The following is a 10,655-nucleotide window of genomic DNA, read 5'->3' as shown; positions in this document are numbered from 1 at the left end:
CCCGTGACCCCCGCACCCCCGCTGTACGAGCGGTGCACCGACGCGCCCCCGCCGATGGCGCCCGAACAACTGCTGGAGGCGCGGCGCGGGGCACGGCTGATCAATCTGGCCAACATGAACCACGAGTTCGACATGTGGACCACGAGCGTGGCCAAGGACTGGCTGCTGCGGGTGGGTCAGGTCTACCGGCCCGGTCTGCCGCAGACCTGCCGTACGCCCGGCTCGTACTGGTTCTTCACGGTCATGCTGTCGGGGGAGCCGGGCCGGCTCCGGACCCTTATCGACGCGACGGTCCAGGCGTGCCGGGACTTCGGCTACGAGTGGGAGCTGGCCGCGGCCCTCTATCTGCGGGCCAACGTCCTCGCCAACCGCAGCGAGTGGACCGGCGACGCGGGCCGGGACGCCGACGAGAGCCTGGAGATCTTCACCCGGCTCGGCGACGCGTGGGGCGCCGCCGAGGCACTGTCGGCCCGCGCCGAGGCCTTCGAGCGCAACGGCGATTTCGAACGCGCCGCCGCCGACTTCCACGCCGCCATCGACAACGCCCGGATGCTCGGCGCCGATTCGCAGGTCGCCCTCCTGCACACGCGCCTCGCCGGCGTGATGACGGAGCGGGGCGAGCTGGACGAGGCCGAGGCGATGCTGCGCGGCCTGCTCGCCCAGAACAGCCGGCGCGACTACGAGGCGGAGCCGGCCGCCCGGATCTATCTGGCACTCCTGCTCGGCCGCCGCGGGCGGGTCGCCGAGGCCCGGGAGCAACTCGACCGGCTGAGCGAGGACTTCGCCCACTCCAACCTGGCCCTCTTCGCCGGATTCGTGTTCGGCCTGATCGGCTGGCTGGAGAATCTGGAGGGCCGGTACGCCGAAGGGCTCGCCCGGTCGCGGGAGGCGCTGGCCCATGCGCGCGACCCGATGTCGAGGATGGTCGCGCCCCAGATGGCGGCGGTCCATCTGCTGATCGCGGGCTGGTCGCTGGCCGGTCTCGGCGGCGCGGAGCGGGTACGGGACGGTGCGCGCCTGCTGGCCGCGTACGAGACGCATCTGCCCCGGGGCCACTACCGCACGATGCAGGAGCGCGAGTGCCAGGAGGCGGCCGAGGCCGCCGTGCACGCCGGGGGGCTGACCGGCGCCGACTACGAGCAGGCGCTCGCCGAGGGCCGCGCGCTCACCCTCGACGAGGCCTACACCGTCGCCGGCGCCTGACATCCCGGACCTGACTCCGGCCCAGGGGTCAGGTCTTCTTACGGAACTTGGCCACCGCGATCGGCGCCGTCGCCAGCGTGATCACCGCCGACCAGGCCAGCGTCATCAGCAGGTCGTGCGCCACGGGCCCGCCGATGAACAGCCCGCGCGCCGCGTCCGCCAGATTCGACAGCGGGTTGTAGTCCGTGAAGGTCTGAAGCCAGCCCGGCATCGTCGTCGGCGGCGTGAAGATCGAGGAGCCGAACTGGAGCGGCATCAGCACCACGATCCCGACGCCCTGCACCGCCTGCGCCGTCTTCACGCTCAGCCCGATCAGGATGAAGATCCACATCAGCGACGCGCCGAACAGCAGCGACAGCCCGATCGCGGCCAGCACCTCCAGCGCCGACGTCTCGATCGACAGACCGAGGATGAAGCCCACGATCAGCAGGATCGCGAAGGCGATCATCATGCGGCCGATCTCGACCACGATCTTCGCGATGAGGACCGAGGACCGGGCGATCGGCATCGTACGGAACCGGTCCATGACCCCCTTCTGGAAGTCCTCGTTGATCCCGCTGCCCACGGCCATCGAGACGTTGAGCCCCATCATCGCCATCAGCCCGGGGACCAGATAGCTGACGTACTCGGACTGGTTGCCCTTGCCCGCGACGGCCCCGCCGAAGACGAAGACGAAGAGCAGTGTGAAGACGATCGGCATCAGCAGGACGTCGAACATCGACTCCGGGTCCTGCTTGATCTGAAGGGCGTTACGGCGCGCCAGGGCGCCGATGTGCCGCAGATTGGCCCGCACACCGATCCGGCCCTCGTCGGCGACGGCCGGGCCGCTCTTCCCGGTCCGGGTGGTGGACGGCGGTGTGGGCTCAGGCAGTTCCGCCGTCTTCGTCGTTGTCGCCGTGCTCATGCCGCGGCCCCCTTCAGCTGTGCGTCGTCCGCGTCGTGGTGCGTGCCGTCGGCCTGCTCGCTCGACTTCTCGCCCGTGATCGCCAGGAACACCTCGTCCAGGCTGGGCAGATGGGTGCCGATGTGCGCGATGTCGAAGCCGCGTGCGCCCAACAGACCGATCACGGCCGTCAGTTGCTCGTCGGCGAGGATCGGCACGAACAGCATGCCGTCGTGGATCTGCGACCCCGCGACACCGTCCAGCCCCGTCTCGCTCAACGCCCGTGCCATCTCGGTGAGTTGGCCGGAGTCGGTCGGGCGGATCTCCAGGGTCCGGCCGCCGACCCGCGCCTTCAGCTCGTCGACCTTGCCGCCCGCGACGACCCGGCCGCGGTCGATGACCGTCAGCTCACTCGCGAGTTGCTCGGCCTCTTCCATGTACTGCGTGGTGAGCAGGACGGTCACGCCTTCGGCGACCATCCGCTTGACCTCCGCCCACACCTCGTTCCGGGTGCGCGGGTCGAGGCCGGTCGTCGGCTCGTCCAGGTAGAGCACCGAGGGCCGCCCGATCATCGACGCCGCGAGATCCAGGCGCCGGCGCATACCGCCCGAGTACTGGAGCACGGGCCGTTTCGCGGCCTCGGTGAGGGAGAACCGCTCCAGCAGCTCGTCCGCGCGCCTGCGGGCGGCCGTACGGGACAGATCGAGCAGCCGCCCGATCATGTACAGGTTCTCCCAGCCGGCGAGCTTCTCGTCGACCGAGGCGTACTGCCCGGTGAGGCCGATGGTGCGGCGGAGCTGGCGCGGCTGGCGCACCACGTCGTATCCGGCGACGACGGCCGTGCCGGCGTCGGGCAGGATCAGGGTGGACAGGCAGCGTACGAGGGTGGTCTTGCCGGCGCCGTTGGGGCCGAGGACACCGAGAACCGTGCCCTCACGCACGTCCAGGTCCACGCCGTCCAGCGCCTTGGTCGCACCGTAGTGCTTGACCAGGCCCCGTACCGTGACGGCCGTGGTGCCGTCGGCAGGGATCGTGTCGATTCGCGTCATGCCGTCGATCGTGGCAGGGCCTACCGACAACGGACCGACAGACGGCCGACAGCCCGCCGACACACGGCCGCCGGGCTCGTGCCGGGCCCCGGACACGCCGACAGCCCGCCGATGGGGGATGTCGGCGGGCTGTCTTCTGGTGCGGCAGTGGCTGCTGGGATGGGGGGCCCGATCCGGGCGACGGGCCCTAGTGGAAGGTGTGCTCCTCCTGCGGGAACGTTCCGCCCGCGACCTCGTCCGCGAACGCCTTGGCGGCGTCGCCGAGCGTCTGCCGGAGGTTCGCGTACTGCTTGGTGAAGCGCGGCACCTTGCCGCCCGTGAGACCCACCATGTCGGTGTACACGAGGACCTGCGCGTCGGTGCCGGGACCGGCCCCGATGCCGATGGTCGGGATCTCCAGCGACCGGGTGATCTCGGCGGCGACCTCGGCCGGCACCAGTTCCAGCACCACCGCGAACGCGCCGGCCGCCTGCGCCGACTTCGCGTCGTGCAGCAGCCGGTGGGCCGCCTCGTCGCCGCGGCCCTGTACCCGGTAGCCCAGGGTGTTCACGGACTGCGGCGTCAGGCCGAGGTGCGACATGACCGGGATGCCGGCCTGGACGAGCAGCTCCGTCTGCGGCAGCGAGCGCTCCCCGCCCTCCAGCTTGACCGCGCCGACCCCGGCGTCCTTGACGAGCCGGGTGGCGCTGCGCAGGGCCTGGACGGGGCCTTCCTGGTACGAGCCGAAGGGGAGGTCGCCGACGACCAGGGCGCGCTTGGTGCCCCGTACGACGGCGGCGGACAGGATCGTCATCTCGTCGAGCGTGACCGGTACGGTCGTCTCGTAGCCGAGATGGACGTTGCCCATCGAGTCCCCGACGAGCATGACCGGGATGCCGGCCTCGTCGAAGACGGACGCGGTCATCGCGTCGTAGGCGGTGAGCATGGGCCACTTCTCGCCGCGTCGCTTGGCGGCGGCGATGTCGTGGACGGTGACGCGGCGGTTACGGGCGCTGGTGCCGCCGTACAGCGACTTCGTGTCGCCGGAGGGATTCTGCGCAGCCTCGAACGTCATGGCTTACGGCTCCTTCGTCATCTCGAGGCGCCCTGACGGCGTCCCCGGACCGTCTCCATGGTGGCATCTCCCTGCCGTCGACGGGAAGTGGGGCTGCTCCGCCCGCGTCGGCCCGCCGGGTAAAGACTTTACAATACGAGACGGTATCGTATTGAAATACCCTTAGGCTCGTCGCCATGTCCACATCGTCACCCTCATCGTCGTCGGCACCGTCCGGCGCCCTCGACTCCGCACCCCGGGTGCCCGAAGCCGTTCACAAGCGCCGCTGGGCCATCCTCGGCGTCCTCATGTTCAGCCTGCTCATCGTGGTCCTCGACAACTCGATCCTGAACGTCGCCGTCAAGACGATCTCCAGCCCGGAGCCCGTCGGGATCGGCGCCACCCAGAGCGAGCTGGAGTGGGCGATCAACTCCTACACCCTCGTCTTCGCCGGCCTGCTCTTCACCTCCGGCCTGCTCGGCGACCGCGTCGGCCGCAAGAAGGTACTGCTCTTCGGCACGGCCGTCTTCGGTCTCGGCTCCGCCCTCGCCGCGATGTCCGGATCACCCGGTGAACTCGTCGCGTACCGCGCCCTGATGGGTTTCGGCGCCGCCTTCGTGATGCCGGCCACCCTCGCCGTCCTGATGAACGTCTTCGAGCGCGACGAGCAGCCCAAGGCGATCGGCATATGGGCCGGCAGCGTCGGACTCGGCATCGCCATCGGGCCGATCACCGGCGGCGTCCTGCTCGAACACTTCTGGTGGGGCTCGATCTTCCTGATCAACGTGCCCGTGGTGATCGTCGCGCTGATCGCCATGTGGTTCCTGGTCCCGGACTCCAAGGACCCGAGGCCCGGCCGGGTCGACCCGGTGGGCGTGCTGCTCTCGATCGTCGGCCTCGTCCTGCTCGTGTACGGGATCATCCGCGCGGGCGAGCTGGCCGACTTCACCGACGCCACGGTGCTCGCGGCGACCCTCGGCGGTGTGGCCGTCCTCACGGTGTTCGTCGTGCACCAGAAGCGCAGCGACCACCCGTCGATCGACATGTCCTCCTTCAAGAAGCCGGCGTTCTCGGCGGCCGTCGCCGCCATCGCGCTGGTCTTCTTCGCCCTGATGGGCGTGACCTTCTTCTCGGCCTTCTACCTCCAGAGCGTGCGCGGCTACAGCGCACTCGACTCCGGCCTGCTGATCCTGCCGCTCGCCGTCGCGCAGATGGTGTTCGCGCCGCGCGCCCGGCTGGTCGTCGAGCGGTTCGGCGCCCGCGCCGTCTGCACCGGCGGGATGCTGCTCGTCGCCGCCGGACTCGCCGCGTTCGCCCTGTTCGACGCCACCACGCCCGTGTGGGTGCTGTGCGTCGTCTTCTTCGTCCAGGGCGCCGGAATGGCCCACATCATGCCGCCGGTGACCGTCACCGTCATGCAGTCCCTGCCCCGTGAGAAGGCCGGCTCCGGATCGGCCGTCAACAACACCTTCCGCCAGGTCGGCGGGGCCCTCGGCGTCGCCGTACTCGGCTCGCTGCTCTCCTCGACCTACCGCGGCGAGATCGAGGGCCACCTCGGCGCCGTCCCGGCCGCCGCGCGCGACACGGCCGGGGAGTCGATCGAGGCGACCATGGCCGTCGCCGAGAAACTCGGCCCCGCCGGCGCCCCGTTGATGTCCTCCGCGAGCGACGCCTTCCTGACCGCGATGCATGTCACCGCCCTCGGCTCCGCCGGTGTCGCGCTGATCGGCACCGCCGTGGTGGCGCTCTTCATGCCGGGCCGTACGGCGCCGGAGGGGCCCGCGGGAAAGCAGCGCACCGAGGCACCCGGCGAGGCGCCGACCGAGCCCGCCGCCGAGGCACCCGTGGCCGCCGCGCCCGCCGCACGCGACTGACACGGTCGACCGCACCCGCCGCCGTCGGCGAGAATCGGCGCGCGGGTGCGGCCCGCACGGGGCGGTGGGGGCGGTACGAAGGGTGAGGCATTGCGGGACCAGGAGCACGGCCAGGAGCACGGCCAGGAGCACGACCGGGAGCCGGTCCACGGCCACGAGCGGGAGCCCCGGCGGGGCCGGCCGCGCAGCGAGGCGGCCGAACGCGCCATCCTCCAGGCCGTGGTGCGCCTCCTTGAGGAGGGCGAGCCGCTGGCCGGGCTCTCCATCGAGCGCATCGCACGGACGGCGGGCGTCGGCAAGGCCACCATCTACCGCCGCTGGAGCGACAAGGAGGAGCTCTTCATGGACGTCCTGCGCCATATCGAGCCCCCCGAGCCGCCCCTCTCCGGCACCTCGGGCCTCGCCGACATCTTCGCCTCCCTGGAATCCATGCGCCGCCGCGGTCTCGCCCAGCGCAACTCGGCCCTGCTGTACAACGTCTTCGCGCAGATGAAGACCCACCCGAAGCTGTGGGGCGCCTACCAGAGCACGGTCATCGAGCCGCGTCGCGTCGCGGTCACCGCGGCCGTACGACGCGCCGTCGCCGCCGGTGAACTGCGCGCCGACATCGACGCGGAGCTGATCGAGGAACTCTTCGTCGGCCCCATGCTCCTGCGCACCATCCACCGCAAGGAGGCGCCGCTGGACGACGACCTCCCCGAGCGCATCATCCGCGCGGTGCTCGAAGGTCTGCGGCCCGGGGACGGCAAGACCGGGGACACGGCGGCGGATCCGGCCGCCGGCACGGGCCGCTGAGCATGCGTGTTGCGTCACAACGACGTGGTCGCCACCCTTGTCCGGAACCCTCGGCCCCACGTCGCTCGTCCTTGAGCCTGTACGGCTGTCGGGGGACGGCAGATAAAGCGTCCGTCATCGCCTAGGGTCGATGGCGGGCGTGCACGGCAAGGCAGTGAGGGCAGCGGAATGACGCAGGAGTACACGGCTGAGTCCAGGGTGGACGGCGCCGAGGACAACGACCCTCCCAAGAAGAGCCGGTTTCGGAGCTTCGTCGACCGCTGGCGGGGCGACCGCGGCATCTGGCGGCGTGGTGTCCTCCTCGCGCTGCTCTCCGTCCTGACGGCGCTGCTGATGATCATGCACGCCCAGGTCCCCAACCGCATCGGCAACTTGGGCTCCCTCAACGAGACGTTCCTGCCGTGGCTGGGGTTGCTCGTCCCGCTGATTCTCCTGGGCGCGCTGGTACGGCGCTCCGCCACCGCGCTGATCGCGCTGCTCCTCCCGGCCGTTGTCTGGCTCAATCTCTTCGGCGGGCTGATCCTCGACAAGTCGGGCGCCGGCGGCGATCTGACGGTCGCCACGCACAACGTCAACGCGCAGAACCCCGACCCGGAGGGAACCGCGCGCCGGCTCGTGGAGTCCGGCGCGGACGTCGTGGCGCTGGAGGAGCTGAAGGCGTCGGCGGTTCCCACGTACGAGAAGGCGCTGGCCGAGACGTACAAGTACCACTCGGTGCAGGGCACGGTGGGGCTCTGGAGCAAGTACCCGCTGACCGGCAGCCGCCCCGTCGACATCAAGATGGGCTGGACCCGCGCGATGCGCGCCACGGTCACGACACCGCAGGGCGAGGTCGCCGTGTACGTGGCGCACCTGCCGTCCGTACGCGTGAAGCTGCACGCCGGCTTCACCGCCAACCAGCGGGACAACAGCGCCGACGCGCTCGGCGAGGCGATCGAGGACGAGAAGATCCAGCGGGTCGTGCTCCTCGGCGACCTCAACGGCACGATGAACGACCGCTCCCTGAAGGCCGTGACGTCGCAGATGCGCTCCACCCAGGGCGCCGCGGGCGACGGTTACGGCTTCAGCTGGCCCGCGTCGTTCCCGATGGCGCGGATCGACCAGATCATGGTCAGGGACGTCGAGCCGAAGTCGTCGTGGACACTGCCCCGCACGGGCAGCGACCATCTGCCGATCGCCGCCCGTATCGAACTCTGAGTGCCGGGGCGCCAGTTCAGGCGGTCGGCGACTCCCGCCAGCGGTTGGTGATGGGCAGCCGCCGGTCCTTGCCGAAGCCCTTCGCGGAGATCTTGGTGCCCGGCGGATACTGCCGCCGCTTGTACTCCGCCGTGTCCACCATGCGCAGCGTCTTCGCCACCATCTCCGGGTCGAAGCCCGCCGCGACGATCGCGTCCTTGCCCTGGTCCCCGTCGACGTACATCGCCAGCAGCCGGTCCAGCACGTCGTAGTCCGGCAGGGAGTCCGTGTCGACCTGGCCGGGGCGCAGTTCGGCGCTCGGCGGCTTGCTGATCGAGTTCTCGGGGATCGGCGGGACCTGGCCGCGCTCCTCGGCGGCGCGGTTGCGCCAGCGGGCGAGCCGGAAGACCGTCGTCTTGTAGACGTCCTTGATCGGGCCGTACGCGCCGACGGAGTCGCCGTACAGCGTCGAGTACCCCACCGCCAGCTCCGACTTGTTGCCCGGCGCCAGCACGATCTGCCCCTCCTGGTTGGACAGCGCCATCAGCGTCGTGCCGCGCAGCCGTGACTGGAGGTTCTCCTCCGCGAGCCCGGTCAGGCCGAGCGAGCCCATGTACGCGTCGAACATCGGCTCGATGGACACGGTGCGGAAGTTGAGCCCCGTACGGCGGGCGAGTTCGGCCGCGTCGCCGCGTGAGTGGTCCGAGGAGTACTTGGACGGCATCGAGACGCCGTACACCTGCGCCGCCCCGAGCGCGTCGCAGGCGATCGAGGCGACGAGCGCCGAGTCGATGCCGCCGGAGAGACCGATCAGGACGGAACTGAAGCCGTTCTTGGCGGCGTACGCCCGCAGGCCCACCACCAGGGCGGAGTAGATCTCCTCGTCGTCGTCCAGCCGGTCCGCGTAACCGCCGGTCAGCTCGGGCTCGTAGGGGGCGACGGGCTCCTCGGACAGGACGACGTGGTCGACGCGCAGACCGTCGTCCACGACGCCGCCCGGCGGTTCTGCGGCAGCGGCGGGCAGTTCGAGGTCCAGGACCACACAGCCCTCGGTGAACTGCGGTGCGCGCGCGATGACTTCGCCGCCCTTGTCGACCACGATCGAGTCGCCGTCGAAGACCAGCTCGTCCTGGCCGCCCATCATCGCGAGATACGCGGTGACGCAGCCGGCCTCCTGGGCGCGCTTGCGGACGAGTTCGAGCCGCGTGTCGTCCTTGGCCCGTTCGTACGGCGAGGCGTTGACGGACAGGAGCAGCCCGGCCCCGGCGGCCCGGGTGGCCGGCACCCGGCCGCCGTCCTGCCAGAGGTCCTCGCAGATCGCGAGCGCGACGTCGACACCGCGCACCCGCACCACGGGCATCGTGTCGCCGGGCACGAAGTAGCGGAACTCGTCGAAGACGCCGTAGTTGGGCAGATGGTGCTTGGCGAACGTCAGCGCCACACCGCCCCGGTGCAGCACGGCGGCGGCGTTCTGCGGGGCGCCCGCCGGGCGGCCGATCCGTGGCCGGTCCCGCTCCGAGCGGTCGAGATAGCCCACGACGACGGGCAGTTCGCCGAAGCCCTCGGCGGCGAGCCGCGCGGCGAGCGCGCGCAGCGCGTCGCGGGACGCCTCGACGAACGACGACCGCAGGGCCAGATCCTCGACGGGGTAGCCGGTCAGCGCCATCTCGGGGAACGCGACGAGATGCGCGCCCTGTTCGGCGGAGTGCCGGGTCCAGTGCACGATCGCCTCGGCGTTCGCGGCGAGATCGCCGACGGTCGAGTCGATCTGATTCAGAGCGAGACGTAGTTGAGGCACGGCTCCCACTGTAATCGTCTTTCTGACGCGATGGGGTGCGTGGATGCGAACGGGTGTGTGGGCCGCGCCACGGGCGGCGGCCCACCTGCTCCTGCCCGCCGGGCGCTCAGCCGCTCGCGTACACCCGCTCCGCCCAGGCGGCGATCTGCGCCTCGCTCAGGTGCTGCGCCAGGTCCGCCTCGCTGATCATGCCGACCAGGCGCTTGTTCTCGATGACCGGCAGCCGGCGGATCTGGTGCTCCTGCATCTCGTGGAGCACGGCGTCCACGTCCGCGCCCGCGTCGATCCAGCGCGGTGTGCCGTCGGCCATCTCGGCCGCTGTGACCTTCGCCGGGTCGTGGCCCTCCGCCACGCAGCCGACGACGATGTCGCGGTCGGTCAGGATGCCGGTCAGCCGCTCCTGGGTGTCGGCGATGGGCAGGGCGCCCACGTCCAGGTCCCGCATGAGCTGCGCGGCCCGGTCCAGGGTCTCGTGCGAGGGGATCCAGTCGGCGCCGGGATGCATGATGTCTTTGGCGGTGGTCATGGGGTTTCGTCCCTCCTGAATGGCGTCCGCCCCGAGCGCCCCCATCGTCATGGGGCCGAACGGGTGTACGCGACCGCTGTCACCCGAACGGGTGAAAGGAGAGGTGAGGGGCATGGCGCTGCTGACCCTGCGGATTCTGGGCCACGACCTGCCGGGCACGGACTGCGGCGAGTTCCGGCACGTCCACGTCGGCACGCAGCGCGGCGGGGAGCCGGACCAGCTGGTGTCCGCCGACGCGGCGAGTGCGGTCTTCGAGATCCCGGTCGAGACGGTCCCGGTCGAGACGGTCCCGGCCGGGGACGGGGCGGGGGATGGTCC

The 10,655-nt window shown here is 70.8% G+C and carries 10 protein-coding genes; 5 read left to right on the top strand and 5 right to left on the bottom strand.

Translation table 11 applies throughout. The features are described from left to right. Positions 1-1,203, top strand: a 1,203-nt coding sequence (locus BHU15_RS40435) for a tetratricopeptide repeat protein (protein WP_368483223.1), incomplete at its 5' end; no start/stop codon positions are given. Between the two features lie 28 nt (positions 1,204-1,231). Here the strand turns inward: BHU15_RS40435 and BHU15_RS28860 are convergent. From BHU15_RS28860 to panB, 3 genes are all read right to left on the bottom strand, one after another. Beyond that, a complete protein-coding gene (locus BHU15_RS28860) occupies positions 1,232-2,107 on the bottom strand; it encodes an ABC transporter permease (protein WP_069629857.1) in 876 nt (291 codons plus the stop codon). Next, positions 2,104-3,135 carry an ATP-binding cassette domain-containing protein gene (locus BHU15_RS28855; protein WP_069629856.1) on the bottom strand — a complete coding sequence of 344 codons (1,032 nt, stop codon included), beginning with the start codon at positions 3,133-3,135 and terminating at the stop codon, positions 2,104-2,106. Before BHU15_RS28855 ends, BHU15_RS28860 begins: the two co-directional genes overlap by 4 nt. A gap of 187 nt (positions 3,136-3,322) precedes the next feature. Continuing rightward, positions 3,323-4,189: a 3-methyl-2-oxobutanoate hydroxymethyltransferase gene (panB, locus tag BHU15_RS28850; RefSeq protein ID WP_069629855.1), complete on the bottom strand. Its 867-nt coding sequence runs from the start codon at positions 4,187-4,189 to the stop codon at positions 3,323-3,325. A 176-nt stretch (positions 4,190-4,365) separates the two neighbouring features. On the opposite strand from panB, the gene BHU15_RS28845 reads away from it, so the two are divergent. The 3 genes from BHU15_RS28845 (at position 4,366) to BHU15_RS28835 (ending at position 8,034) form a co-directional block, all read left to right on the top strand. Further along, a complete protein-coding gene (locus BHU15_RS28845; RefSeq protein WP_069629854.1) occupies positions 4,366-6,042 on the top strand; it encodes a DHA2 family efflux MFS transporter permease subunit in 1,677 nt (558 codons plus the stop codon). Positions 6,043-6,087: 45 nt separating this feature from the next. Next, positions 6,088-6,837, top strand: a complete 750-nt coding sequence (locus BHU15_RS28840) for a TetR/AcrR family transcriptional regulator (RefSeq protein WP_401925380.1) — start codon at positions 6,088-6,090, stop codon at positions 6,835-6,837. A gap of 168 nt (positions 6,838-7,005) precedes the next feature. Next, positions 7,006-8,034: an endonuclease/exonuclease/phosphatase family protein gene (locus BHU15_RS28835; RefSeq protein ID WP_069629852.1), complete on the top strand. Its 1,029-nt coding sequence runs from the start codon at positions 7,006-7,008 to the stop codon at positions 8,032-8,034. A gap of 16 nt (positions 8,035-8,050) precedes the next feature. Here the strand turns inward: BHU15_RS28835 and BHU15_RS28830 are convergent, their stop codons facing one another. Together BHU15_RS28830 and BHU15_RS28825 are read right to left on the bottom strand one after the other, a co-directional pair. Next, positions 8,051-9,811 (bottom strand): NAD+ synthase, encoded by a 1,761-nt coding sequence (locus BHU15_RS28830; protein WP_069629851.1) that lies wholly within the window; start codon positions 9,809-9,811, stop codon positions 8,051-8,053. A gap of 106 nt (positions 9,812-9,917) precedes the next feature. Continuing rightward, positions 9,918-10,337, bottom strand: a complete 420-nt coding sequence (locus tag BHU15_RS28825) for a CBS domain-containing protein (protein WP_069629850.1) — start codon at positions 10,335-10,337, stop codon at positions 9,918-9,920. 112 nt (positions 10,338-10,449) lie between these two features. On the opposite strand from BHU15_RS28825, the gene BHU15_RS28820 reads away from it, so the two are divergent. Next, the coding region (locus BHU15_RS28820) for a DUF5990 family protein (protein ID WP_255293241.1) at positions 10,450-10,655 on the top strand (206 nt) is incomplete at its 3' end.

The organism is Streptomyces niveus, from assembly GCF_001723055.1.
GTDB classification, from domain to species: Bacteria; Actinomycetota; Actinomycetes; order Streptomycetales; family Streptomycetaceae; genus Streptomyces; species Streptomyces niveus.
The sequence above is the reverse complement of the archived record's forward strand: the minus strand, read 5'-3'. Positions and strand labels throughout refer to the sequence as shown.

Coding starts and splice junctions, on each gene's coding strand:
- BHU15_RS28860 (WP_069629857.1), bottom strand. CDS start 2,107: ATGAGCACGGCGACAACGACGAAGACGGCGGAACTGCCTGAGCCCACA.
- BHU15_RS28855 (WP_069629856.1), bottom strand. CDS start 3,135: ATGACGCGAATCGACACGATCCCTGCCGACGGCACCACGGCCGTCACG.
- panB (WP_069629855.1), bottom strand. CDS start 4,189: ATGACGTTCGAGGCTGCGCAGAATCCCTCCGGCGACACGAAGTCGCTG.
- BHU15_RS28845 (WP_069629854.1), top strand. CDS start 4,366: ATGTCCACATCGTCACCCTCATCGTCGTCGGCACCGTCCGGCGCCCTC.
- BHU15_RS28835 (WP_069629852.1), top strand. CDS start 7,006: ATGACGCAGGAGTACACGGCTGAGTCCAGGGTGGACGGCGCCGAGGAC.
- BHU15_RS28825 (WP_069629850.1), bottom strand. CDS start 10,337: ATGACCACCGCCAAAGACATCATGCATCCCGGCGCCGACTGGATCCCC.